At 74.1% G+C, this 26,033-nt stretch carries 28 protein-coding genes and 3 tRNA genes; 18 read left to right on the top strand and 13 right to left on the bottom strand.

What is annotated here, in order from left to right:
• Nucleotides 1–59: 59 nt before the first annotated feature.
• Entirely contained in the window at nucleotides 60–695 is a 636-nt protein-coding gene (locus ACFY3U_RS08035) for a dihydrofolate reductase family protein (RefSeq protein WP_387196798.1), read from the top strand.
• Nucleotides 696–810: 115 nt separating this feature from the next.
• On the top strand, nucleotides 811–1,551 hold the full coding sequence (locus ACFY3U_RS08030; protein ID WP_387196795.1) for a hypothetical protein: 741 nt from the start codon (nucleotides 811–813) through the stop codon (nucleotides 1,549–1,551).
• Here the strand turns inward: ACFY3U_RS08030 and ACFY3U_RS08025 are convergent.
• On the bottom strand, nucleotides 1,512–2,954 hold the full coding sequence (locus ACFY3U_RS08025; protein WP_387196792.1) for a serine/threonine-protein kinase: 1,443 nt from the start codon (nucleotides 2,952–2,954) through the stop codon (nucleotides 1,512–1,514). The genes ACFY3U_RS08030 and ACFY3U_RS08025 overlap by 40 nt on opposite strands.
• Before the next feature lie 53 nt (nucleotides 2,955–3,007).
• On the opposite strand from ACFY3U_RS08025, the gene ACFY3U_RS08020 reads away from it, so the two are divergent.
• Nucleotides 3,008–3,556, top strand: a complete 549-nt coding sequence (locus tag ACFY3U_RS08020; protein WP_387196789.1) for an RNA polymerase sigma factor — start codon at nucleotides 3,008–3,010, stop codon at nucleotides 3,554–3,556.
• A gap of 55 nt (nucleotides 3,557–3,611) precedes the next feature.
• On the top strand, nucleotides 3,612–4,373 hold the full coding sequence (locus ACFY3U_RS08015; RefSeq protein WP_387196785.1) for a crotonase/enoyl-CoA hydratase family protein: 762 nt from the start codon (nucleotides 3,612–3,614) through the stop codon (nucleotides 4,371–4,373).
• Here the strand turns inward: ACFY3U_RS08015 and ACFY3U_RS08010 are convergent.
• The gene (locus ACFY3U_RS08010; RefSeq protein ID WP_387196782.1) at nucleotides 4,366–5,850 is read right to left on the bottom strand and encodes a dihydrolipoyl dehydrogenase family protein; all 1,485 of its coding nucleotides are present in this window, start codon (nucleotides 5,848–5,850) and stop codon (nucleotides 4,366–4,368) included. The genes ACFY3U_RS08015 and ACFY3U_RS08010 overlap by 8 nt on opposite strands.
• 92 nt (nucleotides 5,851–5,942) lie before the next feature.
• Between ACFY3U_RS08010 and ACFY3U_RS08005 the strand changes: the two genes are divergently transcribed.
• Nucleotides 5,943–6,992 (top strand): serine hydrolase domain-containing protein, encoded by a 1,050-nt coding sequence (locus ACFY3U_RS08005; protein WP_387196779.1) that lies wholly within the window; start codon nucleotides 5,943–5,945, stop codon nucleotides 6,990–6,992.
• Between the two features lie 4 nt (nucleotides 6,993–6,996).
• Here the strand turns inward: ACFY3U_RS08005 and ACFY3U_RS08000 are convergent, their stop codons facing one another.
• The 3 genes from ACFY3U_RS08000 to ACFY3U_RS07990 all read right to left on the bottom strand — a co-directional run bounded on the left by ACFY3U_RS08000 (nucleotide 6,997) and on the right by ACFY3U_RS07990 (nucleotide 10,227).
• The gene (locus tag ACFY3U_RS08000) at nucleotides 6,997–7,485 is read right to left on the bottom strand and encodes a GNAT family N-acetyltransferase (protein WP_387196775.1); all 489 of its coding nucleotides are present in this window, start codon (nucleotides 7,483–7,485) and stop codon (nucleotides 6,997–6,999) included.
• Nucleotides 7,486–7,984: 499 nt separating this feature from the next.
• Nucleotides 7,985–9,313 carry a cryptochrome/photolyase family protein gene (locus ACFY3U_RS07995; protein ID WP_387196773.1) on the bottom strand — a complete coding sequence of 443 codons (1,329 nt, stop codon included), beginning with the start codon at nucleotides 9,311–9,313 and terminating at the stop codon, nucleotides 7,985–7,987.
• Nucleotides 9,310–10,227 (bottom strand): phytoene/squalene synthase family protein, encoded by a 918-nt coding sequence (locus ACFY3U_RS07990; protein WP_387196770.1) that lies wholly within the window; start codon nucleotides 10,225–10,227, stop codon nucleotides 9,310–9,312. Before ACFY3U_RS07990 ends, ACFY3U_RS07995 begins: the two co-directional genes overlap by 4 nt.
• A gap of 65 nt (nucleotides 10,228–10,292) precedes the next feature.
• On the opposite strand from ACFY3U_RS07990, the gene ACFY3U_RS07985 reads away from it, so the two are divergent.
• The 8 genes from ACFY3U_RS07985 to ACFY3U_RS07950 all read left to right on the top strand — a co-directional run bounded on the left by ACFY3U_RS07985 (nucleotide 10,293) and on the right by ACFY3U_RS07950 (nucleotide 15,850).
• Nucleotides 10,293–11,447 (top strand): polyprenyl synthetase family protein, encoded by a 1,155-nt coding sequence (locus tag ACFY3U_RS07985; protein WP_387196767.1) that lies wholly within the window; start codon nucleotides 10,293–10,295, stop codon nucleotides 11,445–11,447.
• Nucleotides 11,448–11,475: 28 nt separating this feature from the next.
• On the top strand, nucleotides 11,476–12,957 hold the full coding sequence (gene crtI, locus ACFY3U_RS07980; RefSeq protein WP_387196764.1) for a phytoene desaturase family protein: 1,482 nt from the start codon (nucleotides 11,476–11,478) through the stop codon (nucleotides 12,955–12,957).
• Between the two features lie 4 nt (nucleotides 12,958–12,961).
• A complete protein-coding gene (gene idi / locus ACFY3U_RS07975; RefSeq protein ID WP_387196761.1) occupies nucleotides 12,962–13,567 on the top strand; it encodes an isopentenyl-diphosphate Delta-isomerase in 606 nt (201 codons plus the stop codon).
• Nucleotides 13,557–14,498 carry a MerR family transcriptional regulator gene (locus ACFY3U_RS07970; protein ID WP_387196758.1) on the top strand — a complete coding sequence of 314 codons (942 nt, stop codon included), beginning with the start codon at nucleotides 13,557–13,559 and terminating at the stop codon, nucleotides 14,496–14,498. Before idi ends, ACFY3U_RS07970 begins: the two co-directional genes overlap by 11 nt.
• A gap of 72 nt (nucleotides 14,499–14,570) precedes the next feature.
• Nucleotides 14,571–15,377 (top strand): polysaccharide deacetylase family protein, encoded by an 807-nt coding sequence (locus tag ACFY3U_RS07965; protein WP_387196755.1) that lies wholly within the window; start codon nucleotides 14,571–14,573, stop codon nucleotides 15,375–15,377.
• Between the two features lie 144 nt (nucleotides 15,378–15,521).
• A tRNA-Glu gene (locus ACFY3U_RS07960) sits at nucleotides 15,522–15,594 on the top strand.
• Between the two features lie 33 nt (nucleotides 15,595–15,627).
• Nucleotides 15,628–15,701 (top strand) — tRNA-Asp (locus tag ACFY3U_RS07955).
• Nucleotides 15,702–15,776: 75 nt separating this feature from the next.
• Nucleotides 15,777–15,850: transfer RNA gene (locus ACFY3U_RS07950), tRNA-Phe, on the top strand.
• A 103-nt stretch (nucleotides 15,851–15,953) separates the two neighbouring features.
• Here ACFY3U_RS07950 and ACFY3U_RS07945 read toward each other — a convergent pair.
• Nucleotides 15,954–17,039, bottom strand: a complete 1,086-nt coding sequence (locus ACFY3U_RS07945) for a hypothetical protein (protein WP_387196752.1) — start codon at nucleotides 17,037–17,039, stop codon at nucleotides 15,954–15,956.
• 203 nt (nucleotides 17,040–17,242) lie between these two features.
• Between ACFY3U_RS07945 and ACFY3U_RS07940 the strand changes: the two genes are divergently transcribed.
• Complete coding sequence (locus tag ACFY3U_RS07940) at nucleotides 17,243–17,755, top strand: SRPBCC family protein (protein ID WP_387196749.1); 513 nt, start codon at nucleotides 17,243–17,245, stop codon at nucleotides 17,753–17,755.
• 70 nt (nucleotides 17,756–17,825) lie between these two features.
• Here ACFY3U_RS07940 and ACFY3U_RS07935 read toward each other — a convergent pair whose 3' ends face one another.
• Nucleotides 17,826–18,533, bottom strand: a complete 708-nt coding sequence (locus tag ACFY3U_RS07935; protein WP_387196746.1) for a DUF2786 domain-containing protein — start codon at nucleotides 18,531–18,533, stop codon at nucleotides 17,826–17,828.
• A gap of 122 nt (nucleotides 18,534–18,655) precedes the next feature.
• Here ACFY3U_RS07935 and ACFY3U_RS07930 point away from each other — a divergent pair, with 122 nt between their 5' ends.
• Entirely contained in the window at nucleotides 18,656–19,090 is a 435-nt protein-coding gene (locus ACFY3U_RS07930; RefSeq protein WP_387196743.1) for a hypothetical protein, read from the top strand.
• A 45-nt stretch (nucleotides 19,091–19,135) separates the two neighbouring features.
• Here the strand turns inward: ACFY3U_RS07930 and ACFY3U_RS07925 are convergent, their stop codons facing one another.
• Nucleotides 19,136–19,525 (bottom strand): hypothetical protein, encoded by a 390-nt coding sequence (locus tag ACFY3U_RS07925; protein ID WP_387196740.1) that lies wholly within the window; start codon nucleotides 19,523–19,525, stop codon nucleotides 19,136–19,138.
• 167 nt (nucleotides 19,526–19,692) lie between these two features.
• Here ACFY3U_RS07925 and ACFY3U_RS07920 point away from each other — a divergent pair, with 167 nt between their 5' ends.
• The gene (locus ACFY3U_RS07920) at nucleotides 19,693–21,045 is read left to right on the top strand and encodes an ABC transporter substrate-binding protein (protein ID WP_387196737.1); all 1,353 of its coding nucleotides are present in this window, start codon (nucleotides 19,693–19,695) and stop codon (nucleotides 21,043–21,045) included.
• Nucleotides 21,046–21,123: 78 nt separating this feature from the next.
• Here the strand turns inward: ACFY3U_RS07920 and ACFY3U_RS07915 are convergent, their stop codons facing one another.
• On the bottom strand, nucleotides 21,124–21,867 hold the full coding sequence (locus ACFY3U_RS07915; protein ID WP_387196734.1) for an enoyl-CoA hydratase/isomerase family protein: 744 nt from the start codon (nucleotides 21,865–21,867) through the stop codon (nucleotides 21,124–21,126).
• Nucleotides 21,864–22,754 carry a 3-hydroxyacyl-CoA dehydrogenase family protein gene (locus ACFY3U_RS07910; protein WP_387196731.1) on the bottom strand — a complete coding sequence of 297 codons (891 nt, stop codon included), beginning with the start codon at nucleotides 22,752–22,754 and terminating at the stop codon, nucleotides 21,864–21,866. The genes ACFY3U_RS07915 and ACFY3U_RS07910 overlap by 4 nt, the downstream gene beginning before the upstream one ends.
• Before the next feature lie 250 nt (nucleotides 22,755–23,004).
• On the opposite strand from ACFY3U_RS07910, the gene ACFY3U_RS07905 reads away from it, so the two are divergent.
• Nucleotides 23,005–23,304, top strand: a complete 300-nt coding sequence (locus ACFY3U_RS07905) for a hypothetical protein (RefSeq protein ID WP_387196728.1) — start codon at nucleotides 23,005–23,007, stop codon at nucleotides 23,302–23,304.
• Between the two features lie 37 nt (nucleotides 23,305–23,341).
• Here ACFY3U_RS07905 and ACFY3U_RS07900 read toward each other — a convergent pair whose 3' ends face one another.
• Complete coding sequence (locus tag ACFY3U_RS07900; protein WP_387196725.1) at nucleotides 23,342–24,121, bottom strand: class I SAM-dependent methyltransferase; 780 nt, start codon at nucleotides 24,119–24,121, stop codon at nucleotides 23,342–23,344.
• Nucleotides 24,122–24,175: 54 nt separating this feature from the next.
• Between ACFY3U_RS07900 and ACFY3U_RS07895 the strand changes: the two genes are divergently transcribed.
• Nucleotides 24,176–24,556, top strand: a complete 381-nt coding sequence (locus ACFY3U_RS07895) for a PPOX class F420-dependent oxidoreductase (protein WP_387196722.1) — start codon at nucleotides 24,176–24,178, stop codon at nucleotides 24,554–24,556.
• A gap of 88 nt (nucleotides 24,557–24,644) precedes the next feature.
• Here the strand turns inward: ACFY3U_RS07895 and ACFY3U_RS07890 are convergent, their stop codons facing one another.
• Nucleotides 24,645–24,854 carry a BldC family transcriptional regulator gene (locus tag ACFY3U_RS07890; RefSeq protein WP_007073996.1) on the bottom strand — a complete coding sequence of 70 codons (210 nt, stop codon included), beginning with the start codon at nucleotides 24,852–24,854 and terminating at the stop codon, nucleotides 24,645–24,647.
• Nucleotides 24,855–25,105: 251 nt separating this feature from the next.
• The gene (locus ACFY3U_RS07885; protein ID WP_387196719.1) at nucleotides 25,106–25,945 is read right to left on the bottom strand and encodes a hypothetical protein; all 840 of its coding nucleotides are present in this window, start codon (nucleotides 25,943–25,945) and stop codon (nucleotides 25,106–25,108) included.
• Nucleotides 25,946–26,033 lie beyond the last annotated feature (88 nt).

Raw genomic sequence — 26,033 nt, 5'->3', positions numbered from 1 at the left:
GCCGGAACGGCGGGCGAAGGCGGGCGATGAGTTTCGAGGCGGCAACCCGTCCACCCCACATGAAGCAGATCACCGCGCAGATCTCCGTATCGCTCGACGGCTACGCCGCCGCGCCCGGCCAGAGCCGGGAGCATCCGCTCGGCCGGGGCGGCCTGCGGCTGCACGAGTGGCTCTTCGCCACCGACAGCTGGGGGAGCCGGCACGGCGAGACCGGCGGGGAGCGCAACGTCGACGCCGAGGTGGTGGCCGAGCTGACCGCCGGCATCGGGGCGTACGTGATGGGGCGTCGGATGTTCGGCGGCGGCGAGGGCGACTGGGACCCGGAGTGGATCGGCTGGTGGGGTGAGGACCCGCCGTGGCACACCCCGGTCTTCGTGCTCACCCACCACCCGCGCGAGCCGCTGGTCATGAAGGGCGGCACCACCTTCCACTTCGTCACCGATGGGCTGGACGCCGCGCTGGACGCGGCCCGTCAGGCGGCCGGCGACGCGGACGTGGCGGTCGCCGGGGGCGCCAGCGCGGTCCGGCAGTGCCTCGCCGCCGGCCGGCTCGACAGCCTCTGGCTGCACGTGGTGCCGATCGTGCTGGGCGGCGGCACCCCGCTCTTCGACGACGAGCTGGACGTGGCGCTGCGGCCGGTCAAAGTGGTGGCCGCGCCGACGGTCACCCACATCAGGTATGAAGTGGGGCGCTGAGCGGGCCGGCCGTGGGGGCAAACTGGTCCAGGAAATTCCCGCGATCATCCGAACCGGTTGCCGTGAAGCTGCATCGAACAGCATGACGACGAACTTCCACGGACGGAGCTCTTCCATGCGTTCGCTACTGCTGTCGACCACCGCTCTCAGCCTCTCGCTGCTGACCACCTGCACCACCGGGCCGCAGAACGTCACCGGAGACGCCGGCCCCGCCGGTGTCCCGGTGGCCACCGTCTCCGGCCCGACCGCGTCGACCCCTGCCGGCCCCGACGCGTCGGTCGGCTCGCCCAGGCAGAGGGGAACCGGCGCCCCCGCCGGCTCGTCGACGGCGGGCACCGGCGCCGGACCAACAGCTCCGACTGCGCGCCCCAAGCCCACGGGTGTGCCCAGCTCCAGTCGGACGAGTGTGATCCGCAAGACCGACTGGGCGAACATGACGCTCCGGTCACTGAGCTACATGGGCTTCACCGACGCCACGTTCCGTGACGGCAGGGCGTCCGCCGGTGCCAACAACTGCACCATGCTGCCCGGCGGCGCGCAGCCGGTCTACGCGGAGTACCTGACCGAGGAGCCGGCGAGCAGCCCGGTCACCGAGGACGCGCTGATCCTCATCGAGTGCGGAAGCGACGCCATGGAGCAGGCACTCGTTCCGGTTCAGGTCGGATTCGACCAGCGGACCCGGCAAGCCCGCGGCCTCATCGTGGCCGATCCGACGCCCGGGCCGAACCGACGGATGACGTTCACCTCGTACCGCGTCGAGGGCGGCACGATCGTGACCACCGTCCGGAAGGCCGACGGCGGCAGTGAGGTCCGCCGCTACCGGAACGACGGCGGCGACACCTGGACCCGATCCTGAGCCCCCGGGGCCAGCGCGGCACCGAGCTGGATGCCGCGAAGGATCTCCTCCGTGTGGTCGGCCCCGCCGACCTGCCGGATCTGCAGGTAGACGCCGTAGTCGCCCGCGTTCGGTGTCAGCAGCACCTCGGAGAAGGACAGGCCGGTGTCGCCGCACCTCGTCCATCGGCGAACCAAGGTGCCCCCCGCGGGGATCACGATCCTTCGATCGGCCTGGAGTCGGCACCCGGAGTGGTCGGGCAGGGCGGGGGCACTTTTCCGCAGCGACCTGGCCGCGCCCATGAACACCCCCGGAACGGCGCTCGTCGCGTCCGACCAGGTCGACAGCTCCGAGGCGACGACCAGACCCGGAGCCCGCTCCGCGGGAAGCAGGACCGACCGGGGGTTCCAGCCGAAACGACGCACCTCCTTGGCCCAGGTCGACGGCACGGCCACCGAGAGGGCCTCGGAGGCGTCCGACACGCGGGTCCATTGGGGCTGCGGTGGTGGTCCGGCGCCGGAGGCCGTACCCACGAGGACGGCCACCACCGCGAGCGCCGACAGCGCGGTCAGCCGGCCCGCCGGCACCGGCCGCCGGGCGGGTGGTCCGGCGGCGGCAGCAGCCAGCGCGGAGGCGAAGGCCGTCGCCGAGGGCCAACGCCGGGCCGGCATGACGTGCAGTGCCCGCAGCACCACGCCGTCCACGTGCGGGGGAACCTCCGGCCGGACCCTCGACGGGCGGGCCAGGGGCTCCGCAGCCGCCGCCGCGACGGCCTGCACCGAGACGGGCGCGGTGGGTGGCCGACCGGTGAGCAGGTGGTAGGCGAGCGCGCCGAGGGCGTAGACGTCGGCGCGCTCGTCGAGGCCACCGCCGGGCTGCGCCTGTTCCGGCGCCATGTATCCGGGTGACCCGGCGACCACAGTGAAGCCGGAGCCGTGCGCGAGGGCCTTTGCCAGGCCCAGGTCACCGACGAGCACCCGTTCCTCCGCGCCCTCGCCGGTGAAGAACACATTGGACGGCTTGAGGTCACGATGCAGGGTGCCGAGTTCGTGCAGAACCGCTACGGCCCGTGCGAGGTCAGCAGCGATCCGCAGGGCCTGCTGCACCGGCATCGGCCCGCTCTCCAGCCGTTCTGCGAGGGTGCCGCCGGAGGCGTACGTCATCACCAGGTACGGCCTACCGTCGGGCAGTTCGCCGACGTCCAGCACGCGGACCAGCCGTTCCGACTCGGCCCGCCGCAGGATCCGTGCTTCCTCGGTGAAGCGGTTCCGGACGTCGAGCTGATGGGTCCAGTTGTCGGCCAGGACCTTGATCGCGACCGGTGTCTCCAACTCCTCGTCGTCGGCGAGCCACACGGTGGCGAACGCGCCGGAGCCGAGGCGACGACGAATGCGATACCGACCGACCTGCTCCGGCACCGACACCACGTCACGATAGCCTGCGGTCGCACCGCCGCGATCATCCGAGAGGATCCACCATGGCGTTCAGGCCCGAGACCGAGGCTCTCGCCCAGCGGGCCGCCGCCGGCGACACGGGGGCACTCGACGCGCTGTTGGCCGCGATTCGTCCGGAGCTGCTGCGGCACTGCGGGCGGATCCTGCCGTGCCCCCAGGACGCCGAGGAGGCATGCCAGGACGCGTTGCTCCAGGTGGCCCGCAGGATCGACCGCTTCGAGGGGCGCTCGGCGTTCTCCACCTGGGCGTACGTGGTGGCCACCAACTGTGCTCGGCAGACCTACCGGTCCTTGAAGCGTCGTGCGGCCGAGCGGGTGGATGCCGAAGCGGCGGCCGACCGTCCCGACCCGCGCACCACGAGCGTGATCGCCGGTTCCCGGCTCGACTTCCTGGACGCCTTGGAACGCCTGGAGGCACACCGGTCCAACCTGGCGACCGTGCTGGTCCTGCGGGATCTGTGCCAGCTCGACTACGACGACATCGCCACCCAGCTCGCCCTGCCCGTCGGCACGGTGAAGTCACAGGTCCACCGCGCCCGCCAACACGTGAGGGCCTCGCTCGGCGCCGCGTGACGGAATCGCCACGATGGAGCTGGCGCGCGTCGCAGCACCCCGGCATGCTGTGCCGGTGGCCGTACACGTGACGCACGACGGGCCGGTGACCACGGTGATCCTCGACCGCGCGGCGTCCCGCAACGCGGTGGACGGGCCGACCTCACGGGCGCTCGCCGACGCGTTCCGCGCCTTCGAGGCCGACGACGCGGCCGCCGTCGCGGTGCTGTGGGGGGCCGGCGGCACGTTCTGCTCGGGCGCCGACCTCAAGGCCATCGGTACGCCCAGCGGCAACCGCGTCGAGCCCGACGGCGACGGCCCGATGGGCCCCACCCGGATGTCGCTGTCCAAGCCGGTCATCGCCGCGATCTCCGGGTACGCCGTGGCCGGCGGCCTCGAACTCGCGCTCTGGTGCGACCTGCGGATCGCAGAGTCCGACGCCACGCTCGGGGTGTTCTGCCGCCGCTGGGGCGTGCCGCTGATCGACGGCGGCACGGTACGCCTACCCAGGCTGATCGGTCAGAGCCGGGCGATGGACCTGATCCTCACCGGCCGCGCGGTCGGCGCCGACGAGGCGTACGCGATGGGGTTGGTCAACCGGGTGGTGCCGCCGGGTGAGGCCCGGGCGGCGGCCGAGCGGCTGGCCGCCGAGATCGCCCGGCACCCGCAGACCTGCCTGCGCAACGACCGCGCCGCGGTGCTGGCCACGGCCGGCCTGACCGAGCCCGACGCGCTCGCCACCGAGCTGGCGTACGGCATCGACTCGCTGGCCACCGACGCGGCGGCCGGCGCGGCGCGCTTCACCGCGGGCGCCGGCCGCCACGGGTCCGTCAGCTGAGGTCCTTGAGGGCGGTTTCGATCGCCCGGTGGAAGGTCGGGTACGCGTAGATCATGTGCCGGAGCTGGCTGACCGGAACGGCCGCGTGCACCGCCACCACCAGCGCGGAGAGCACCTCGCCGCCGGCCGGGCCGACCGAGGTGGCGCCGATCAGCACGCCCTGGTCGGCGTCCGCGATCACCTTGATGAAGCCGTCGCTCGGCGTCTTGTGGATCCAGCCCCGGGTGGACGAGGACAGCTCGGCGAAGCCGACCTGCACGTTGATGCCCCGGTCACGGGCCTGCTTCTCGGTGAGGCCGACCGCGCCCACCTCCGGGTCGGTGAAGGTGACCCGGGGCAGCGCCCGGTAGTCGGCGCGCGGCACCGTGCCGGCCGCGCCGGTCGGGCCGGCCCCGGCCGTGGCCCCGCCGACCGCGCTGGCCGCGCCCATCGCCCCGCCGGTCACGCTGGCGGTGCCGCTGGCGTCCGCGCCGCCCTCGGCATGCCGGGCGCGGTCGAGCAGGTCGGCGATCACGATGGCCGCCTGGTACATGGCGATGTGGGTGAAGGCGCCCTCACCGGTCAGGTCGCCGACGGCCCAGATGCCGTCGGTCACGTGCAGCCGGTCGTCCACCGGCAGGTAGCGCTGCGAGGCGTCCACCCCGACGCTGTCCAGGCCCAGCTCCTCCAGGTGGGCCCGCCGTCCGGTGACCACCAGCAGCCGCTCGCCGGTGAACTGCCGGTCGCCGGAGTGCACGGTGAACGTGGTGCCGTCGTGGCTGACCCGCTCCGCCTTGACCCCGGTGTGGATCTCCACACCGTCGGCGCGCAGCGCCGCGTCGGCCACCGCGGAGGCCTCCGGCTCCTCGACCGCGAGCACCCGGTCGGACGCCTCGATCACCGTCACCCGGACGCCGAACCGGGCGAAGACCTGCGACAGCTCCAGCCCGATCGCGCCGCCGCCGAGCACCAGCAGCGTCTCCGGCAGCTCCTCGACCTCGATGGCCTGGTGGTTCGTCCAGTACGGGGTGTCGGCCAGCCCGTCGATCGGCGGCACGGACGGGCGGGTGCCGGTGCCCAGCACGATGCCGTGCCGGGCCTGGAACACCCGCTCGCCGACGCGTACCCGGCCCGGGCCGTCGAGCTTGCCGCTGCCGCGCAGGAACCGGCCGCCCTTGCCGGTGAACCGGTCCACCGCACCCTGGTCGTTCCAGGTGTCGGTGGCCTCCTCGCGGATCCGCTTCGCCACCGGCGCCCAGTCCGGCTGGATCTGGGCCGAGCCGGCCAGCTCGTTGACCCGGTGCGCCTCGGCCAGCGAGTTCGCCGCCCGGATCATCATCTTGCTCGGGATGCAGCCCCAGTACGGGCACTCCCCGCCGACCAGGTCGCGCTCGACCCCGACGACGGTCAGGCCGGCCTCAGCGAGTCGCCCGGCCACCTCCTCGCCGCCCACGCCCAGCCCCACAACGACCACGTCCACCAGTTCCGGTTCCGCCATTGGGCCAGCATTACGCACCGGCCCGGGGCCGGCCACCATTGTCCGCCGGAATTCCCGTGGCCGTAATCATTCCCACCGCCTACCGTGGCCCGATGCACGCGCGCTTCGCTCCCGTCCGGGACCGCTTCCGGGAGCTGCTCGCCGACGGCCGGGAGACCGGCGCCGGCCTGACCATCTGGTACGACGGCAGCCCGGTGGTCGACCTGGTCGGCGGGCATGCGCTGCGGCCGGACTCCCTGATCAACGTCTACTCGGTGGGCAAGCCGGTGGCGGCGCTCTGCCTGCTCACGCTCGTCGACCGCGGGCGGGTCGACCTGGACACCCCGGTCGACGCGTACTGGCCGGGGTTCCGCGCCCCGGCGACCGTGCGGCAGGTGCTCAGTCACACCGCCGGGCTGCCGGCCTTCCCGGTGCCCCGCCCGGCCGAGGCGGTCTTCGACTGGGCGCTGCTCTGCGCCGACCTGGCCGCCGCCGACCCGGAGTGGGCGCCGGGCACCGTCGCGGGCGAGCACGCCTGGACGTACGGGCACCTGGTGGGCGAGCTGGTCCGCCGGGTGGACGGCCGGTCGGTGGGGCGTTTCCTGGCCGAGGAGATCGCCGGTCCCTGGCGCCTCGACCTGGGCTTCGGGCTGAGCGCGGCCGACCGGCGCCGGTGCGCCGACCTGTCGTACGGCGATCCGGGCTGGCCGGACCGGACGGGCGGCGAGCCGGGGTCGCTGCGCGCCCGGGCGCTGGACAACCCGCCCGGCGGCCGTGACCTGGCGGTGGTGAACAGCGACGGCTGGCGGGCCGCGGAGATCCCGGCGGTCAACCTGCACGCGACCGCGTCCGCGCTGGCCCGGCTCTACGCGGGCCTGCTCGCCGGCGGCACCCTCGACGGGGTACGACTGCTCGGCCCCGACCTGGTCGCCGAGGCCACCCGGGTGCAGTACGCCGGCCCGGACCTGGTGCTCGACCGCGAGGCGCACTGGACGCTGGGCATGCAGTGGGAGCCGGACGGCAGTTGGGGGATGGGCGGCATCGGGGGCAGCAGCGCCTGGGCCGACCCGGAGCGCGGCTACACCTTCGCGTACGCGACCACCCGGCTCGCCGACCACGACCGGGTCGACGAGCTGGTGGAGGCGCTGCACTCCTGCCTGTGACGGGTCAGCCGTCGAGGCGGGCGTAGTAGCGGACCAGCGGCAGGCCGACGAACCCCGCCTTCTCGTACGTCCGGCGGGCCGGGGCGTGCCCGTCGTCGCCGCCGGTGCCGACCACCGCCAGGGTGACCCCGGCGGCGCGCAGCCACTCGACGGCGTACCCGGTCAGCGCGGAGCCGATCCCCCGACGCTGCTGGTCCGGGTCGACCGCGAGCATGTAGATCTCGCCCTCGGTCCGGTCCTCGGCGACCCGGATCGCCACGAACCCGACCGGTCGCCCGTCCACCACGGCGACGTGGACGTCGTTGCCGGGGTCCTGGCAGACCTCGGCGACGGCCCGCGCCTGGCTCTCCCGCCAGTCGGGATAGATCGCTCGGTAGATCGGCTCCCCGAGCACCGCGCCGAACGAGGCGAAGACCGGCGCCCAGGCGCGGAGCGAGAACTCCACGACGGCGGGAACGTCGGCGGGGTCGATGGCACGAATCTCGGGTCGCATGGGTCAAGCGTGGCCCGACCTGGCCGGCCCGGCCAGCAAGATACGCCCGGGGCCCGCGATGCTAGCACTCTCCGTGATCGTCGCCCCGATCACGCTGGGTTGCCACCGCCGCTAGGCACCAACTGCCCCCTTCGCTCGCTTTGCTCTGCTGCCACCAACGCATCACTGCACTGAGCAGGGAATTTGGCGCGGGCGAGTACCGGAGGTCAAGGTCACGACGGTGACTATCAGTGCCTGTCGCGTATATGGCAGCAGAGCAAAGTCTGCGAAGGGGTGCATCAGAGGACGCCGAGAAATCACGCCACGTGATCGGCCGATGCGGAGACCAACGCGTGGCGCGGAGGCGCGAGGGCGCGAGGGCGGCCCCCGAGTCCGAGCCGACGGCGCGGCCGAGCCGCGGGAGCCCGGGCGCGGAGCACGGAGCCCCGAGCAGCCCGAGCACCGCGCCGAGAGCGTCGAGCGGCTGGCGGCTGGCGGCTGGCGGCTGGCGGCTGGCGGGTCAGCGCATCCAGACCGGGTCGGCGCCGGGGACCTCCAGCGGCGGCGGGTAGTCCAGCTTGCGGCGTACCTCGTCGGGCAGCCGCCACGGCTGGTGCACCGCCTTGCCCTCGACCGACGCCAGCTCGGGCACCCAGCGTCGGACGTAGCCGCCGGTCGGGTCGTACCGCTCGGCCTGGCGGACCGGGTTGAGGCCGCGGTACGGCCGGCTGTCGTTGCCGGTGCCGGCCACCCACTGCCAGTTGCCGGAGTTGTTCGGCACGTCCCCGTCGAGCAACCAGCGGGAGAAGACCTCCAGCCCGGGCCGCCAGTCCAGGCCGAGCACCTTGGTCAGGTAGCCGGCGGTGATCAGCCGGGCTCGGTTGTGCATCCAGCCCTCGGCGCCCAGCTGGCGCATCCCGGCGTCCACGATCGGCATGCCGGTGCGCCCCTCGGTCCACGCCGCCATCGCGTCCCCGTCGTACCGCCAGTCCTCCGTCGCCCCGCGCCGGTACGCCTTGGTGGCGATGTCCGGGAAGGCGGCGGTGACCTGGTAGTAGAAGTCCCGCCAGCACAGCTGCCGGACGAACGGGCCGTCCCGGTCGGCCCGGTTCGCCACCGCCAGCGGGGACAGGCAGCCGAAGCGCAGGTACGGGCTGAGCCGGGAGGTCTGGTCGCCGGCCAGGTCGTCGTGGATGTCGTCGTACCGCCCGACGGTGGGCAGCCACCCCTTCAGCCGGCGCTGCCCCACGGACTCGCCGCCCACCGCGGCGTCCGGCGACTCCCCCTTCGGGAGCGCGGGCAGCTTCCCGGGGTCGATCCCGTCCGGCAGCCGGACCCGCTTCGGCGCGGCCAGCTCCTCGCGCCGGTCCACCCCGAGCCAACCCCGGTGGTACGGGCTGAACACCCGGTAGTGGTCGCCCCCGCCCGGCTTGAGCGCCCCCGGCTCGACGATGGTGACGCCAGGGAAGAGCCGCAGGAAGAGCCGGTGCCGCTCGCACTCCTCGCGCAGCCGGCGCTCGCGTCGGCCGGCGTACCGGCTGACGTCGGCGGAGAGGCCGACCCCCTCGGCGCCCACCGCGCGGGCCACTTTGATCGTCTCGGCGACCGGGTCGCCCCGGCGGACCACCAGGTCACCCCCGCGCTTGCGGAGCGCCTCGCGCAGCTCAGCGAGGCTCTGGTGCAGGAACCGGGTGCGGTTCGGCGACCGATCGGCCAGCGCCGGGTCCAGCACGTAGAGCGGCACCACCCGGTCGAACGCGGCGCAGGCCGTGGCGAGCGCCGGGTGATCGTGCACCCGCAGGTCGCGGGTGAACAGGACCACCGCGGTACGCCCACCGGTCGCGCTCATCGGGCGGCCGGCGCCGGTCCGGGTACCACCACCGGGGTGCCGGTGCGGGTGGCCAGCGCCCGGGCGGCCACCGCCATCCGGCGGCGCTGCGGCACCAGCGCCCGGCGGACGAAGACGTCGAAGTCCTGCGCTGCCACCTCGTCGAGGATCCCGCCGTAGAGCGCGTACGCGGTGCGCATGCAGGCCTGCGAGGCGGGCGCGAGCATGGTGATGCCCGGCGCGGCGGCGGCGTAGTGGGCCTGGGCGCGGGTCACCTCGTACTCGATCAGTTCGCGGATCCTCGGCGTGGTGCGGCCCGCCGCCTTCGCCGCGAGCAGGTCCTCGCGGGTGACGTTGAACTTGGCAAGGTCCTCGTCGGGCAGGTAGGTGCGGCCCCGGTCGAGGTCCTCGGCGACGTCCCGGATGAAGTTGGTGAGCTGGAAGGCGAAGCCGAGCTGGCGGGCCGGCTCACGGGCCGCCACCGGGTCGGAGCTGCCCAGGATCGGCAGCATCATGGTGCCGATGACCGCCGCCGAGCCCTCCATGTAGTCGAGCAGGTCGTCGTAGGTCGGGTACGACATGACCGTCAGGTCCATCGCCATGCTGCGCAGAAACGACGCAAAGTCGTCCCGGTCGAGATCGAAGACGGCGATGGTGTGCAGCACCGCGGGCAGCAACGGGTCGTCCACCGGCTCGCCGTGCAGGCCGGCGACGAAGCGCGACGACCACTCGTCCAGCCGGGCGGCGCGCTCGGCGGGCGGCAGGTCCTCGGTGCGATCGACGATCTCGTCCGCGTAGCGCGTGAATCCGTACAGGGCGTGAACGTGTCGCCGTTTCCACGCGGGCAGCAGCCGGGTGGCGAGATAGTAGGTACGCCCGTGGTGTTTGTGCAGCTCCCGGCAGCGGGCATAGGCCGCGGTGAGATCGGTGTCCACCGGCCCTCCTCAAAATTCGACGCAGCAATCGACGCAATTCGTAAGCCTAGGGTACGCTCACCCACATGGCCAACGACGCAGTTGCGGGTAACGCGCTCCGCGTCGCGCCGGCGCAGCCGGAAGCGACCGACGACCCGGTCCGCGGCGTGCTGGCCGCGTTCACGAAAGACCTGATCGGAGGGGTCGACGATACGCTGGCGGCGTTCCTGGCCGCCGAGATCGACTCACTCACTGAGATCGACGCGGCGATGGGGGGTTTCGCCGCTACGGCCCGCGACGCCGTGCTGGCCGGCGGTAAGCGGGTCCGGCCCACCTTCGCCTACTGGGGCTGGCGCGGGATCGTCGGTTCCGACGAGCCGCTGCCGTCGGTGCTGCCGGCGCTGGCCGCCCTGGAGCTGCTGCACACCTTCGCCCTGGTGCACGACGACGTGATGGACGCCTCCGACACCCGACGGGGCAGGCCGACCACGCACCGGGCCGCCGCCGCCCGGCACGTCGCGGCCGGCCACACCGGCGACCCGGACCGGTTCGGCGAGGCCGTCGCGGTGCTGGTCGGCGACCTCTGCCTGGTCTGGGCCGACCGGCTGCTCAGCCACGCCGCGGTGCCGCCCTCCCGGCTGCTGGACGTGCGCCGCTGCTACGACCAGATGCGGGTGGAGACGGTCGCCGGGCAGTACCTCGACGTGCTCGGCGAGAACGACCCGGCGAGCTGGTCGGTCGACCGGGCTTTGCGGGTGGCGCGGTACAAGACCGCCAGCTACACCGTCCAGCGGCCGCTGCTCTTCGGCGCCTGCCTGGCCGGCGTCGACGCCGACGCGCCACAGATCGCCGCGTACACCCGCTACGGCCTGGCCGTCGGCGAGGCGTTCCAGCTCTGCGACGACCTGCTCGGCGTCTACGGCGACCCGGCCACCACCGGCAAGCCGGCCGGCGACGACCTGCGCACCGGCAAGCCGACCGCGTTGCTGATGCTGGCCCGGCAGCTGGCCGACCCGACGCAGCGCCGGGCGCTGGAGCGGGCCGGCGCGGTCACCTCACCGCGGGACGTCGCCCGGCTCGCCGACGTGGTGGTCGACACCGGCGCGGTGGAGCGGATCGAGCGGATGATCGCCGACCGGGTCACCGAGGCGCTGACCGCACTGCAGACCACGTCCATGGACGAGACGGCGCGCACCGCGCTGACCGGCCTCGCCACCGCCGCCACCAGTCGGCGGGCATGATGAGCGACTTTGCGAAGGAGGTGGTCTCGTGCGCACCGTGAGCGGACGTACGGACCGGGTGGTGGTCGTGGGCGCGGGCCTGGGCGGGCTGGCGTGCGCGCTGCACCTGGCCGGCAGCGGCCGGCAGGTGACGGTGGTGGAGCGCGAGCCGGTGCCCGGCGGCCGGGCCGGCCGGCTCAGCGTCGACGGGTACGAGTTCGACACCGGCCCGACCGTGCTCACCATGCCCGACCTGATCGCCGAGGCGCTCGGCGCGGTCGGCGAGGAGCTGCACGACTGGCTCGACCTCACCCCGGTCGACCCGGCCTACCGGGCCTACTACCCGGACGGCTCGACGCTGGACGTGATCACCGACACCACCCGGATGGCGGCCGAGATCTCCCGGGTCTGCGGCCCCCGGGAGGCCGACGGCTACCTGCGCTTCGTCGACTACGCGCGCAACCTGTGGAACTGGGAGCGCAAGGACTTCATCGACCGCAACCTGGACGCCCCGACCGACCTGCTCACCGCCAACCTGCTGAAGCTGCTGGCCAACGGCGCCTTCGGCCGGCTCCAGACGAAGATCAACCAGTTCTTCTCCGACCCGCGCACCCAGCGGATCTTCTCCTTCCAGGCGATGTACGCCGGGCTGGCCCCGCACGACGCGCTGGCCATCTACAGCGTGATCGCGTACCTCGACTCGGTGGCCGGGGTGTTCTTCCCGCGCGGCGGCATCCACGCGGTCTCCAAGGGGATGGCCGGGGCCGCCGAGAAGCACGGCGTCCAGTTCCGGTACGGCACCACGGTGACCCGGGTGGAGACCGCCAACGGCCGGGCCACCGGCGTGCTCACCGCCGACGGCGAGATGATCCCGGCCGACGTGGTGGTGCTCAACCCCGACCTGCCGGTCGCCTACCGGGACCTGCTGCCCTCCGGCCGGCAGCGGAAGCTCACCTACTCGCCGTCCTGCGTGGTGCTGCACGTCGGATCGACGCAGGGGTATGAGAAGATCGCTCACCACAACATCCACTTCGGACGGAAGTGGAAGGGCACCTTCGACGAGGTGATCCGCCGCGGCGAGCTGATGACCGACCCGTCGCTGCTGGTCACCAACCCGAGCCGGACCGACCCCTCGGTCGCCCCGGCCGGCCGGCACACCTACTACGTGCTCGCCCCGGTGCCCAACCTCGAGCGCGCCCCGTTCGACTGGCGCGGCGACCTCAGTCGCCGCTACGCCGACCAGCTGATCGGCACGCTGGAGGAGCGCGGGTACGTCGGCTTCGGCGCCGGCGTCGAGGTGCTGCGCACGATCACCCCCGCCGAGTGGGAGGAGCAGGGCATGGCCGCCGGTACGCCGTTCGCGGCCGCGCACACCCTCTTCCAGACCGGCCCGTTCCGCCCGTCGAACCTGCACCGCACGCTGTCCAACGTGGTCTTCACCGGCTCCGGCACGCAGCCCGGCGTGGGTGTGCCGATGGTGCTGATCTCGGGCAAGCTGGCCGCCAACCGGGTCACCGGCCTGGGTCGGTGACGACGTGACCTCCCGCGAAGGACACCTCGTCGAGCTGGTCGACGACGGCGGCCGGGTGCTCGGCGAGGCCAGCGTGGCCGCCGCGCACCAGGCCCCGGGGCGGCTGCACCGCGCCTTCTCGGTGCTGCTCGTCGACCCCGCCGGGCAGGTGCTGCTGCAGCGACGGGCAGCGGTGAAGACCCGGTTCCCGCAGCGGTGGGGAAACTCCTGCTGCGGTCACCCCCGGCCGGGTGAGTCGCTGGCCGAGGCCGCCAACCAGCGACTGGCCGAGGAGCTCGGCGCCGGGCCGGTCGAGCTGACCGAGGTCGGCGTCTACCTCTACTACGCCGAGGACCCGGCCACCGGGCGGGTCGAGTTCGAGTACGACCACGTGCTGCGCGCCGACGTACCGGCCGACCTGCCGCTGCGGCCCGACCCGGCCGAGGTCTCCGAGCTGCGCTGGACCGACCCGGTCCGGTTGATGGCCGAGATCGACGCCGAGCCGCGCGCGTACGCCCCCTGGCTCGGCGGGGTGGTCAGCCGGCTGCTGCGCCCGGCCCGGCCGGCCGGTGAAACCACCCCCGCGCTGCCGCGGGTGGACGAGGCGTCGGAGCGGTCGGGTGGCCGATGACGCGCTGAGCGCGGGGGCCGTGGCACGCCGACTGGGCGTCGCGGTCACCACGCTGCGCACCTGGCACCAGCGCTACGGCCTCGGCCCCAGCCAGCACACCCCCGGTCACCACCGGCGGTACACGCCGGCCGACCTGGCCCGGCTGGAGATCATGCGCAAGCTCACCGCGGAGGGGGTCACCCCCGCCGAGGCGGCCCGCTGGGCGAAACAGGGCCCGACCATCGCCCCCGGCGTCGAGCTGCGGCTGCGTTCCGGGCTGGGCCGGGACGGCGGCGGGCAGACCATCCCGGTCGGCCGGGCCGGCCCGGCGGCGCGCGGCCTGGCCCGGGCCGCCATGCGGCTGGACGCGGCCGCGATCAGCCAGACGATCAACCATTCGCTGGCCACCGACGGGGTGGTCGCGACCTGGGAGGGGCTGCTGCGCCCGGTGCTCGCCGGCATCGGCGAGCGACATGTCGCCACCGCCGGGCTGATCGAGGTGGAGCACGTCGTCTCGCGCTGCGTGTCGGAGGCGTTCGCAGCGGTGGCCGGCACCGGTCACGCCACCGGGCCGGCCCGCATCCTGCTCTCCTGCGCCGACGAGGAGCAGCACACGCTACCCCTGGAGGCGCTGGCCGCCGCGCTGACCGAGGCCGGGGTGGCGTACCGGATCCTCGGCGCCCGGGTGCCGGTGGCCGCCCTGATCGAGGCGGTGAACCGGACCGGGCCGGCGGCCGTGGTGATCTGGTCGCACACCCGGGCCACCGCCGACCCGCGCCAGCTCAGCGCCCTGCTCGCGGTGCCCCGGCGGCCGCTGCTGGTGCTGGCCGCCGGGCCCGGCTGGCGGGCCGAGACGCTGCCCGCCGGGGTGGTCCGGCCGGTGGACCTGGCCGAGGCGGTGTCGCTCGCCGTGGCCGTCCGCGACTCGCTGGACCAGTCGACCACGGACTGACCGGGTCACCCGGCGCGTGCCACCGTCCACTACGGTCGGGGGCGTCCGCGTACCCGATCCCTCGGAGTTGCGATGCGTCCCCGCCATGTCCTGGCGATCACCCTCGGTCTGCTCCTCCTGGTCGCCGGCTGCGGCGACCGGACAACCGGGATGCCACAGGCCGAGACACCTCGCCCGGGGGCGCCGACCGGGACGCCGGCACCGACCCCGTCGGCCACGCCGAGCCGCCCGCCCGCGTCGGCCAGGCCGACCCCGACCGTGCCGCCGCTGCGTCCGCTGCCGGCCACCCTGCCGGCCGGGCTGAGCCGCACCAGCGGCGCCCGCGGGGTCGCGTTGACCTTCGACGACGGCCCACACCCGGTGTGGACGCCGAAGCTGCTCGACCAGCTGCGGGCGGCGCACGTGACCGCCACCTTCTGCCTGGTCGGCGTCCAGGTGCGGGCGCATCCCGAGCTGGTCGCCCGGATCGTGCGGGAGGGCCACCAGCTGTGCAACCACAGCTGGCGGCACGACATGGACCTCGGCCGCCGGCCGGTGGCCCAGATCCGCGCCGACCTGGAGCGGACCAACCAGGCCATCCGCGCCGCGGTGCCCGGCGCCAAGGTGCCCTACTTCCGGCAGCCGGGCGGGCGGTGGACGGCGGAGGAGATCACCGTCGCCCGGCAGCTCGGCATGCGACCGCTGCACTGGAGCGTCGACCCGCAGGACTGGGCCAAGCCTCCGACCGACATGATCGTCCACCGGGTGGAGGGCCACGCCCGGCCCGGCGCGGTGATCCTGATGCACGACGGCGGGGGTGACCGGGGCGGGACGCTGGCCGCCTGCCCGCGGCTGCTCGCCGACCTCAAGCACCGGTTCGGCATCGCCCGCCTCCACTGACAGGCCCGCTGAGCTGCGGTTTGTGCTGCCGGCCATACCGGTTTGGACGGCTGACGGGGCATGACATATGCTTCTCATGCCTCCGGCGGGGCCGGATGGGAGCAAGTCCGCTTGATGTTGCGAGTGTGCAATGATGGCGGGGCCGCCCTCATCGTCTAGCGGCCCAGGACGCCGCCCTTTCAAGGCGGTAGCACGGGTTCGAATCCCGTTGGGGGCACGGTCCGACTCCGGTCGGATGCACGATCAGCAAGGTCCTGTGGAGCAGTTGGAGTGCTCGCCGCCCTGTCAAGGCGGAGGTCGCGGGTTCAAGTCCCGTCAGGACCGCAAGCGCTTGCGCCGCGCACCTCATGCGCGGCGTTCTGCGTATCGGCCTTGCGGTAGCATGTGCCGGAGCACCACGGCCAGGTAGCTCAGTTGGTACGAGCGTCCGACTGAAAATCGGAAGGTCGGCGGTTCGACCCCGCCCCTGGCCACATAGCCTTTCGCCGGGCTACCTGAGCGCCGACCAGCGGAAACGCCGGTCGGCGCTCTGCTTTGTGTCCCGGCGAGATCCCCGTCACGTCCCGGTCGGTCGACTCAGCGGTCGGGGCGTTGGCGGCGCTGGGCCATCCCGTTCTGGATGGCCTCCCAGACGCTGCGGCCGGCCTGACGCAGCGTCTCGCCCGCCTGGCCGGCGAGCTGCGACGCCTGCTGCGACACCCCACCCTCGGCACCGTCGCCCGGCCGGTCACCCGTTTCCGCCCGGCCCGCATCCCCGCCACCGTCGGCGCCCTCGCGCGGCCCCGTACCCGCACCGCCGACGCCCTCGGGCCGGTCCGTACCGCCGGGGGCGGCCTTCTCGGGCCGGTGGTTGCCGGAGCTGTCGTCGCGCTCCGTGCCGGCGGGCGACTCCTTCGCCCCGGCGGCACGTTCGGGGCCGACCGGTCCCAGCGGCGGCTCCGGCGGCGAGCCGACCGGCAGCGGACCGGCCGGGGACTCCGGCTTCGGGCCGACCGGGCGGTCGGGGGCCGTCGGCGGCTGGGGACGGCCGCTCGGCACGTCCGCCCCGACGTCGGTGCCGGCGATCCGCTCCCCGTCCTGCCACGCGCTCGCGCTGATCGAGCCCAGCTGCCGGTCCGGCCGCCGACCGGCCTGGTCCGCCGCACCCGCGACCCGCTCGCCGGCCCGGCCGACCTGCTCGCCCAGCCCACCGACCTCTCCACCGACCTGCTGGCCGAGCCCGCCGACCTGCTGGCCGAGCGCGCCGACCTGACCGACGAGCGGCTCGGCCACCTCGCCGACCCGGTCGGTGACCCGGTTGACGTCGTCCAGGGCGTGGGTGGTGGTCCGGGCCAGTGACCGGACGATCTCCGGGTGGCGGTCGAGCGTGGTCAGCGCCCGGTCGAGGATCTCCACCAGCCGCTCGAGTCGCACCTTCAGCAGCGCCTCGGCCTGCACGCCCTCGATGTCCAGCTCCACCCGGCCCAGGTGCACCCGCACCCCCGCGTCCAACTGGAGCAGGTTGGCCAGCCGGACCCGCAGGGAGACGTCGGCGTCCAGCTCCTCCACTTCCAGCCGGATCGAGTCGACCGAGACGTTCGGGATGTCGAGCAGGACGTCCGGCTCGTCCTCCCGGTCGGGACCGACCCGGTCCGGCTGCCGTGCCGCTGCGCTCTCGCCCATGCTCTCCGCTCCCCGACGCTCGACCCGGCCGACCGGCCCCGTCCGGCGCGGTTACCCGAATTGCCGGTAACCATCACCCCACCGCTCGACCCACCGTGACCTGGGTATTGCCGTACGTGTCGGCCCTGCCGGTACCCGACTGTCCGCAACGGGGCAGAATGCGAAGCTGCACAGCGCGGCATGAGCCGGTACTGTCCGGGCCTATGGGACAGGAGATGGCGGATCCGGATCGTGTCCGTCAGGACGTCGGGCGCTACTCGCTCCGCAGCACCCTCCTCGCCCCAGCCACCGCCGAGCGGGCCTTCGCGTTGTTCACCGGGGCGCTGACCGACTGGTGGGTGCCGGAGTACACCTGGTCCGGGCCGGCCGCCCTGGCCGAGCTGGGGATCGAGCCGCGGGCCGGCGGCATGCTCTACGAGTTCGGGCCGTACGGGTTCCGCAACGACTGGGGTCGGGTGCTCACCTGGGATCCGCCCCGCCGACTGGTCTTCACCTGGCAGATCGGCCCGGACCGGGTGCCGGTGCCGGATCCGGCGCTGGCCAGCGAGGTCGAGGTGCTGTTCCTGCCGGATCCGTCCGGGCAGACCCGGGTCGAGGTGGAACACCGGCACTTCGACCGGCACGGTGACGCCGCTGAGGGCTACCGCAAGGCGCTCACCGCCGGCTGGCACGAGCTGCTCAGCCGCTACCTGGCCACGGTCGAGCGACAGCCCTGACCGCCCGCCGTGCCGGACTGGGCCGGCGCGTCACCCCGGACGCCGACGTGCTCGGTCCGGGCGGGCCGGTTCAGCCCTCGATGCCGGCCGGCGCGCCGGAGCGGTCGACCGCCCCGGCGCCGCCCAGATCCGCCCGGCGGCCCGCCGCCGCACCGGCGCCGAAGCCGGTGCCGGCCAGCCGGCGCGGTGGCGCGGTGCGCAGCCGCGGGTAGACCTCCGTCACCCGGTGCGCCACCCGGTCCGAGCGGTCGGCGAGCACCAGCGCGACCGACGGCGCACCCCGCTCGGCGACCGCCCCCGCCTCGGCCTCCCGCAGCCGGGCACCGATCACCCCGGCGAACCCGGCCAGCCAGGAGCGGCGGAACGCGGCCGGGTGGTCGCCGGCCGGTACGGGGGTCGCGGCCAGCCCGTGCGCGGCCTGCACCAGCAGCGAGGTGAAGAGCAGGTCCACCCGTTCCAGGTCGCTGGCGAAGCCGAACAGGTGCATGGCGAACCCGGCACCCTGCCGACGGCGTACGCAGCGGCAGCGCAACGGGTCGGCGACCGCGGCGAGCAGCGCGGCCTTGTCCCGGGCGTACGGGGCGAGCAGGTCGACCACCCGGTCGCCGACCGGGTCGCTGGCCGGGTCGCGGGCGGCCAGCAGGGCCCGGTCCACGCCGTACCGGGCGATCAGCTCGGTGGCCTTGGCGGTGAAGGCGGCGGACTCCGCGGGGGTGCAGGCCGGGTCCTCGGCCTTGGCCAGCAGCTTGCGGACCTTGCTGAGCATCGCCTCGGACATGACACCAGAGCTACCACAACTCGTCCCCGGCCGGCCCACCACCGGGCTGACATCGACGGTGATCGTCGCTACGCTCGGCTTCCTGCCCGCAACGCAGGGTTCACCCTTCCCAGGAGGTCCCCATGGCATCACACCCCGCGCGCCTGGCGGCGGGGGCGGCGACGCTGTCGCTGCTCGCGCTCGGCGCACCGGCCCAGGCCGCTCCCGCGACCCCGGTGGCCGTCTCGCCCGGCAACCTGGCCGCGCCGCTGGCCACCTGCTACGGCGGCGCGGTCCGCTCGTACTTCCTGCAGGGCGGGTGGGGCGGCGACGCCGGCCCGTACACCACGACCAGCCGGTGCGGCGACATCAACGTCCGCAACGCCAGTAACTTCGGCACCGAGGCCTGCGTGATCTTCATCGACAAGACCGACCGCTGCAACTACATCACGTACCTGAAGGCCGGCTCGGGCTGGACGACGGTGGCCACCGACGTCCGGGACGGGGTGCGATTCAAGGTGCGCTTCTCCAACCTGCGCTTCGAGTACGAGTCGCTGGTCGCGTACCACGCGTTCTGATCCGTCGGGTGCGGCGCCCGGGCCGGTGGGCCGGGCGCCGCGCCGTCAGCCGGCCCGGTCGCGCAGGGTGGCCACCGTGGAGCCGGCCAGGGTGAGCAGGCAGTCCGGCAGCTGACCGTCGGCAACGGCCGCGCCGAACAGCGCCTCGCCGGTGTCCGCGTCGCAGTTGGCGTACGCGCTGACGAAGCGGGCCACCCACCGGGCGTCGTAGCCGGCCTCGTCGATGCCGGGGAAGTCCAGCGCGCAGGCGCCGGGTGGGGGCGGATCGCCCACCATGGTGGCGGCGAGGCACCAGGCCACCCCGTACGCCCCGGTGAGACCGGCCCGGTCCACCACCGCGTCGAAGGTGCCCACCACCCCGGCGCCGTCACCGTCCAGGGCGGAACGGAGCACGGCGGCCGCGTCGTCGAGAGTCTGCTCCGGTACGTCGGTCACCCGCGGAACAGTAGGACCGCCGGTCAAGCGGTGACCCGCGCCGCACACCGGGTGACGGAGCGTACGGGCGGGTCCACGGGCCTCCGACGAGGGCCGGCTCCACGCTCCCACCCGGCGCGGCGGCACGCTAAGGTGCCCAGCGGACCTCCCCCGGAGGAAGGAAGACCATGCTCGTAACACGCGGCCCGCGCGCGGCCATCCTGGCGGCCAGTGCGGTGTTCCTGCTCGCCACCACCGCCTGCGGGACGACCGACGAGCCGGAGGCGGCGGCCACCCCGCAGCTTCGGCTCTACGGCACCGACGGCAACATGCTGAACTCCTACGCCGCCGAGCTGAAGGGGCGGGCCGACCTGGTCGACGGCATGAAGGGCACCACCCCGCTGACGCCGCTGACCGAGGACTTCAAGCGGCGGCTGCTGGCGGTCGACCCGAAGCTGACCGACTTCCTCTACGCGGCGGAGTCGTACGACGCGGTGGTGATCAGCGCGATCGCCGCGCAGCTGGCCGGCACCACCAACCCGTCGGAGATCGCCAAGCAGATCGTCGGGGTGACCAACAACGGGCAGCGGTGCACGGATCCGGCGAGCTGTCTCGCGCTGGCCCGGGACGGGCAGGACGTCGAGTACCGTGGCCCGTCGCTGACCCGGGCCGGCTTCACCGACGCGGGCGAGCCGGCCACCGCCAGCTACGCCACGCTGCACTTCGACGCGCAGAAGATCAACGACGCGAAGACCGAGTTCGTGGGCGCCGGCGACGAGTCCGGGGCGAGCACCAAGACCCCGCCGAAGCCCAAGAAGGAGAAGCCCGGCCGCACCGACCGCAGCGACGGCTCCCCGCTGATCCTCGGTGGCCTGCTGCCCAAGACCGGTGACCTGGCGCTGGCCAACCCGCCGCTGGCGGCCGGCACCACGCTGGCGGTGCGCGAGATCAACGCCGCCGGCGGCGTGCTCGGCGAGCCGATGGTCTGGATCGACGGCGACGACGGCACCAACCCGACCGTCGCGAAGGCCACCGTCGCCTCGCACATCCGCCGCAAGGTGCAGGTCATCATCGGCGCCGGCGCGTCCGGGATCTCCAGCGCGGTGCTGCCGGACGTGGTGGCCGCCGGCCGCATCCTCTTCTCACCGTCCAACACCGACGCCGCGTTGACCGAGGCCGACGACAAGGGGCTCTACTTCCGCACCTCGCCGCCGGACGGCCTGCAGGGCCGGGCGCTCGCGGACGTGATCCTGCGGGACGGGCCGCGCAAGATCGCGCTGGTGGCCCGGAAGGACTCGTACGGCGAGGGCCTCCAGGAGACCGTGCGCGCCGAGCTGGAGCGGGCCGGCGTGGGCGCCGACCGGGTGAAGCTGATGACCTACCAGCCGCCGGCGAACCCCAAGGCGCCGCCGGTGGACTTCTCGGGCACCGCGAAGGAGATCAAGGCGTACGGGCCGGAGGCCGTGCTGATCATCGGCTTCGGCGAGAGCGCCGGGCTGATCAACGCGCTGGCCGACGCCGGCGTGCCGATCCGGCACTGACCGCGGCGCCACAGCGCGCCAGGTCCGACGACGGCCGCACCGGTGAGCCGGTGCGGCCGTCGCGCTCGTCCACGGTGGTCAACGCGGGCCGCGCCGCTCCAGGAACTCGGTCATCCGCCGCCGCTTCTCCTCGTCCTCGAAGAGCACCGCCTGGCTGACCAGGTCGACCTGCGGGTGCGCGGCGGCCGGGGCGTCCACCGCCAGCTTGGTCAGCCGCAGGGCCAGCGCGGAGCCCTTGGCCATCTCGTCGAGCAGCCCGTGCGCGCAGTCCAGCAGCTCCCCCGGCTCGGCCACCACCCGGTTGACCAGGCCGATCCGCGACGCCTCGTCGGCGTCCACCCGCCGGCCGGTGAAGAGCAGCTCCTTGGCCCGCGCCTCGCCGACCAGCGCCGGCAACCGGTGGGTCGCGCCGGCCCCGGCCAGGATGCCCAGCCGTACCTCCGGCTGGCCGAACACCGCCCGGGCCGTGCAGACCCGCAGGTCGCAGGCGTACGCCAGCTCGGCGCCGCCGCCCAGCGCCGGGCCGTCCACCGCCGCGACGCTCGGCATGGGCAGGGCCCGGATCCGGGCGAAGGCCGCCTGGTTGATCGCGGCGAGCGCGTCCAGCCGCCCGCGCTCGCGCAGCTGGCCGATGTCGGCACCGCCGGCGAAGATCCCCTCGGTGCCGCCGGTGAGCAGCAGCAGCCGGGGCCGCGCCTCCAGCTCGGCGCAGACGGCATGCAGCTCGGCGATCAGGTCGGCGTCGATGGCGTTGCGCTTCTCCGGCCGGCTCAGGGTCACCACCAGCCGGTCCGGCCGCTCCTCGATCCGCAGCCCGCTCACGCCGCCGCCCCTTCCGAGCCGGCCGGGCCCTCGGCCTTGCGGCCGTCGACCCAGGTGTAGAAGCCCCGGCCGGTCTTCTTGCCGAGCCGGCCGGCGGCGACCATCTCCTCCAGCAGCGCGGGCGGCGCGAAGCGGTCCCCGTACGCGGCCTGCAGGGTGCGGGCGATGTCCAGCCGGACGTCCAGCCCGACCAGGTCGGTGAGTTCCAGCGGGCCGACCGGGTGGCGGTAGCCGAGCACCATCGCCTTGTCGATGTCGGCCACTTCGGCGACGCCGTCGGCGACCATCCGGATCGCCTCCAGGCCGAGCGTCACGCCGAGCCGGGAGGTGGCGAAGCCGGGCAGGTCGCGTACCACGACCGGGTCCTTGCCCAGCCGGCCGGCCAGCGCGACGGCCGCGTCGGTGGTCTCCGGCGCGGTGGCCGGGCCGACCACGACCTCCAGCAGCGCCATCGCCCAGACCGGGTTGAAGAAGTGCAGCCCGAGGAAGCGCTCGGGCCGGTCCAGCCCGGCGGCCAGCTCGGCGATCGGGATGCTGGAGGTGTTGCTGCCCAGCAGCGCCGGCCGCAGCCGCTCGGCGGCGCCCAGCACGGCGCGCTTGAGGTCGGGCCGCTCGGGCACCGCCTCGACGACCACGTCCGGCTCGGGGGCGACCTCGTCCAGGGTGGTGCGCACGGTGAGCCGGGCCCGGTTGGTCGCGGCCAGGTCGGCGTCGAGCTTTCCGCGCCGCACCGCCCGGTCCCACAGCTCGCCGAGCCGGTCGACGGCGTCCGCCGCCCGGTCCGGATCCACCTCGACCAGCTCCACGGCATGGCCCGCCCCGGCCGCCACGTAGGCGATGCCGAGCCCCATGGTGCCGGCCCCGACGACGACGAAACGATCGTTCATGCGCCGACCCTATGCAGCGCGGCGCCCGCCGGCACGCCAGGGGTCGCGCGGCGGCGGCCCGCACGACCGTCCATGCGGTGCGGCCCGCAGGGCGGGACGGCGGATCCCGGTCGCACCGCCGACGTGGCAGCCTGAACCGCCCGGGACGACGGCCGTGATCGGACGCGGCCGGCACGCGGGGCCGGGCCGAGGCGTGGCGCGGACCGCGATCGGGTACTGCGGGCGTCAACCGAGGGAAGGACCAGTCGAGATGAGCCAGGCACCGGAGTCCGTGGACGGCACCACCGAGCGCACGGAGACGGTCGAGACGCGCGGCGACGAGCGCGTCGACCTGCTCCGCGCGGACACCGACGGCGACGGCAAGACCGACGTCTGGGTGGTCGACACCGACGGCGACGGCAAGGCCGACCTGTTCCAGTTCGACACCGACGGCGACGGCAAGGTCGACATCACCATGGTCGACCTCGACGAGGACGGCACGCCGGACGAGGTGGTCGACGGCGACGGCGGCCTGCCGCCGGAGCAGCTGCCCCCGACCGTCCAGGTCTGAGCCGGCGCGCCGGGGTCCCCGCTCCCGGGGGCCCCGGTCAGCCGACCAGCCGCAGGGTGGCCAGATAGTACGGCGCGTCCCGGTCGTCCACGTCGGTCAGTCGCCAGGGCGTGCCGCGGACCAGCTCGCCGAGCTCGTCCGGCGTGCAGACCAGGTAGTCGAACCACTCGGTGCCCAGCTCCCGGTAGCGCAGCCGCAGCCGGAGCTGGCCGCCCAGCCGGCCGCGCCGCCGGTTCAGCTCGTGGTAGCCGGTGTGCACCGGGTCGGTGGTGCCGTACGGGTCGGTGCCGTGCGCGATCACCTGCGCGCCGGGGCGGGCCAGCGCGGCCAGCGCGGCGAGGAAGCCCGGCGCCCGCTCCCGCCCCTCGATCAGCCCGAGGTTGTTGCCGAGCAGCAGGAACGTGTCGTAGCGGCGGCCGTCGGCGACATGCTCGTCGACGGTGCCCAGGACCAGGTCCGTCACCCCGCGGTGCCGGCTGACCCGCAGCGCGCCGGCCGAGGTGTCCAGCCCGGTCACCGGCACCCCGTGCTCCTGCAGCAGCAGCGCGATCCGGCCGCCGCCGACGCCGACGTCCAGCGTCCGGCCGCGGGCCCGGGCCACGGCCCGGTGGTCGTACGGCTGCCAGTGCTCGGGGCCGTCCAGATAGTGTGCGGCGGGCGCGCCGTTGATCAGGCCGTCGTCCCGCTCGATGATCTCGATGACCGGCCGGGGCAGGCGCCCGCCGACCAGCGGCCGGGGCCCGATCCCGGTGTGCACCGCGTACGCGTCGCGCAGCAGCTCGCCGAACACGTCGCCGATCGTGGGTTCCCCGGTCACCACGCCACGCTACTTGCCCTCCGGTGGCCGTGTCGCGGCCGTATCCTGGGCGGCGTGACCGACCTGGACCGCCTCGCGGCGGAGAAGTACGTCCTGCTGACGACGTTCCGTAAGGACGGCCGGGCGGTGCCGACCCCGGTGTGGTCGGTCCGCGACGGCGACACGCTGGCGGTCTGGACGGCCGCCGACTCGGGCAAGGTCAAGCGGATCCGGCGGGACGGCTCGGTGACGGTGGCCCCGTGCGACGTGCGCGGCCGGCCGCACGGCGAGGCCGTGCCCGGGCACGCCGTGCTCTGCGACCCCGCCGAGAGCGACCGGGTGCGGGGCCTGATCAAGCAGAAGTACCGGATGCTCGGGCGGCTCACCCTGCTCGGCAGCCGGCTGCGCCGGGGCAGCGAGGGCACCATCGGGATCCGGGTGACCGTGCGCGGCTGACCCCGGACACGGTTCAGGGGCGGTGGTCCGTCGCTGTCGCGACGCCCGCCCGCCCCTGAAGACCGAAACTCTCGGCGCTGTCGGCCGGTCAGTCCCCCTGACGCTGCTGGGGAATCTGCCCCTGCAGCAGGGCCCGCACCTCCGACTCGCGGTACCGACGGTGGCCGCCCAGGGTCCGGATCGCGCTGAGCTTCCCCGCCTTGGCCCACCGGGTCACCGTCTTAGGGTCGACACGGAACATCGACGCCACCTCGGCCGGCGTGAGTAGCGGCTCTGGTTCGTGCGTTCGCGATGCCATCGGTCACTCCTCCACATGTATAGACATCGGCCGGGGTCCCGCCGGCCGACGCGTCTCCCATGGTCCGGCTAGTCCCCGATGTCCGACATGGGCCGAACGGCCGAAGGTCCCTAGACGGACGGATGAACCATGCCCGATTTATCTGACTTTCACACGCCAGAAAGTACCTTATTCGGACTCATGATCACGGTTCGTGATGCGTAGATTACGAACGCTCCTCGAATCGCCGTCCGGTTCCGGGCGGTTCGTCGTCAGTTGCACCGCTCCAGCAGCTGCACCGCGCGCCACCGCGCCACCAACCGGTCGTACGCGGCCGACGCCTCCTCGGCCTCGCCCCGGGACAGCCCGGCCAGCCCGGTCGCGACCAGCTCGGTCGAGTCGTCCGCGGTGAGCGTCTCGTCGGAGAGCAGCTGCACCAGGCCGCCGTAGTCCAGCTCGAGCACCGACCGCGGGTGGAACTCCTCCAGCCAGCGGGCGGCCTCCTCGACCGCCTCGGTGATCGGCGCCTCGCCGACCGACTTGCGCAGCACCGACAGCGCCCGGGAGGCCCGCCGCCGGGCCTTGGAGATCTCGGTGCGGTAGCGCAGCGCCCGCCGCCCCGGCTGGGTCACCAGGTCGCGCTCGGCGGGCTCGAAGAGCACGAACCAGCGCAGCGGCACCCCCCAGGTGGCGGTCTGCTCGTGCAGCCGGGGCACCCCGTGCTCGAGCACCCGGGCCCCGCTGCGCCAGTCGTCCACCACCGCCTTGGCCTGCCCGGCGAGCACCGGCGGCACGAACGCGTCGGCGAGCACCGGCGGCACCCCCTCGCGGGCGCTCAACGCCGCCTCGGCCACCCGGATCCGCAGGTTCCACGGGCAGACCAGCAGGGTGTCGTCCGCCTCGACGACGTACGCCTCCTCGGGCAGGTCCGGCAGCCGGGTCCAGCCGGCGCCGAGCGCCTCGATCACCGCGGTTCGCTGCCGGCCGGGCCCCTCCAGCGGGGCGACCGCCCGCCCCTCGCGGACGTACCGCCGCCAGTAGGACTGGCGCTCCCGGTCGAAGGCGGCCAGCGGCTCGTACACGCGCAGGTAAGAAGCGAAGAGCGACGGCACCGCGCGATCCTCCCACGAAAGCGGGCCGGCCCGCCCCCACCTCCCCGCGTGGGCAGTGACGTGGACGACAGCGCGAGCCCGGACGATA

Source organism: Micromonospora sp. NPDC000089 (assembly GCF_042899365.1).
Lineage (GTDB): Bacteria > Actinomycetota > Actinomycetes > Mycobacteriales > Micromonosporaceae > Micromonospora.
This window is presented reverse-complemented; position numbering and strand designations above follow the sequence as displayed.

Excerpts from the sequence above, each read along its gene's own strand:
- ACFY3U_RS08030 (WP_387196795.1), top strand. The coding sequence starts at position 811 with ATGCGTTCGCTACTGCTGTCGACCACCGCTCTCAGCCTCTCGCTGCTG.
- ACFY3U_RS07930 (WP_387196743.1), top strand. The coding sequence starts at position 18,656 with ATGGCATCACACCCCGCGCGCCTGGCGGCGGGGGCGGCGACGCTGTCG.
- ACFY3U_RS07945 (WP_387196752.1), bottom strand. The coding sequence starts at position 17,039 with ATGGGCGAGAGCGCAGCGGCACGGCAGCCGGACCGGGTCGGTCCCGAC.
- ACFY3U_RS07890 (WP_007073996.1), bottom strand. The coding sequence starts at position 24,854 with ATGGCATCGCGAACGCACGAACCAGAGCCGCTACTCACGCCGGCCGAG.
- ACFY3U_RS07910 (WP_387196731.1), bottom strand. The coding sequence starts at position 22,754 with ATGAACGATCGTTTCGTCGTCGTCGGGGCCGGCACCATGGGGCTCGGC.
- ACFY3U_RS08010 (WP_387196782.1), bottom strand. The coding sequence starts at position 5,850 with ATGGCGGAACCGGAACTGGTGGACGTGGTCGTTGTGGGGCTGGGCGTG.
- ACFY3U_RS08000 (WP_387196775.1), bottom strand. The coding sequence starts at position 7,485 with ATGCGACCCGAGATTCGTGCCATCGACCCCGCCGACGTTCCCGCCGTC.
- ACFY3U_RS08020 (WP_387196789.1), top strand. The coding sequence starts at position 3,008 with ATGGCGTTCAGGCCCGAGACCGAGGCTCTCGCCCAGCGGGCCGCCGCC.
- ACFY3U_RS07985 (WP_387196767.1), top strand. The coding sequence starts at position 10,293 with ATGGCCAACGACGCAGTTGCGGGTAACGCGCTCCGCGTCGCGCCGGCG.
- ACFY3U_RS07935 (WP_387196746.1), bottom strand. The coding sequence starts at position 18,533 with ATGTCCGAGGCGATGCTCAGCAAGGTCCGCAAGCTGCTGGCCAAGGCC.
- ACFY3U_RS08005 (WP_387196779.1), top strand. The coding sequence starts at position 5,943 with ATGCACGCGCGCTTCGCTCCCGTCCGGGACCGCTTCCGGGAGCTGCTC.
- ACFY3U_RS07920 (WP_387196737.1), top strand. The coding sequence starts at position 19,693 with ATGCTCGTAACACGCGGCCCGCGCGCGGCCATCCTGGCGGCCAGTGCG.
- ACFY3U_RS08035 (WP_387196798.1), top strand. The coding sequence starts at position 60 with ATGAAGCAGATCACCGCGCAGATCTCCGTATCGCTCGACGGCTACGCC.
- ACFY3U_RS07905 (WP_387196728.1), top strand. The coding sequence starts at position 23,005 with ATGAGCCAGGCACCGGAGTCCGTGGACGGCACCACCGAGCGCACGGAG.
- ACFY3U_RS07940 (WP_387196749.1), top strand. The coding sequence starts at position 17,243 with ATGGGACAGGAGATGGCGGATCCGGATCGTGTCCGTCAGGACGTCGGG.
- ACFY3U_RS07965 (WP_387196755.1), top strand. The coding sequence starts at position 14,571 with ATGCGTCCCCGCCATGTCCTGGCGATCACCCTCGGTCTGCTCCTCCTG.
- ACFY3U_RS07995 (WP_387196773.1), bottom strand. The coding sequence starts at position 9,313 with ATGAGCGCGACCGGTGGGCGTACCGCGGTGGTCCTGTTCACCCGCGAC.